1 pseudogene is annotated in these 342 nt (G+C 58.2%); it reads right to left on the minus strand.

Going from position 1 to position 342, the window contains the following annotated elements:
* Positions 1–230: pseudogene (locus NCR40_RS31210) on the minus strand (hypothetical protein); the annotation flags it as partial.
* Positions 231–342: the final 112 nt, after the last annotated feature.

Below are 342 nucleotides of genomic sequence, written 5' to 3' on the forward strand. Positions count from 1 at the left end.
CAAATTGAATCGGCTTGGCCAACTTTGCTTCCGTTTGCCACATGATCGAATTTGTTGCTCTTAATCTCGCGCACAACATCTACAGGCAGCTTCTGCATCGCAAGACCAAACGCTCCGGGCTTGCCCTTCGACTCCATGACAATGCGCTGCACCGCCGGGTGTTTGTCAAAGGTTGTACGGCGGTAGTTGAGTCCGTCTGCGAGAGACCCGCCATACGATGGTGTACGCACGGTGTGGTCATGGCTTACGCAACACATGGCCATGGCCGCCACGTTCAAACACGGGCGGGAGGTCGCGGCGCGGGGTTCATGCCACGGTTGATCTGCGACGCGCGGCTCGCGT

The organism is Caballeronia sp. GACF4, assembly GCF_023631025.1.
In the GTDB taxonomy this organism is placed as follows: domain Bacteria; phylum Pseudomonadota; class Gammaproteobacteria; order Burkholderiales; family Burkholderiaceae; genus Caballeronia.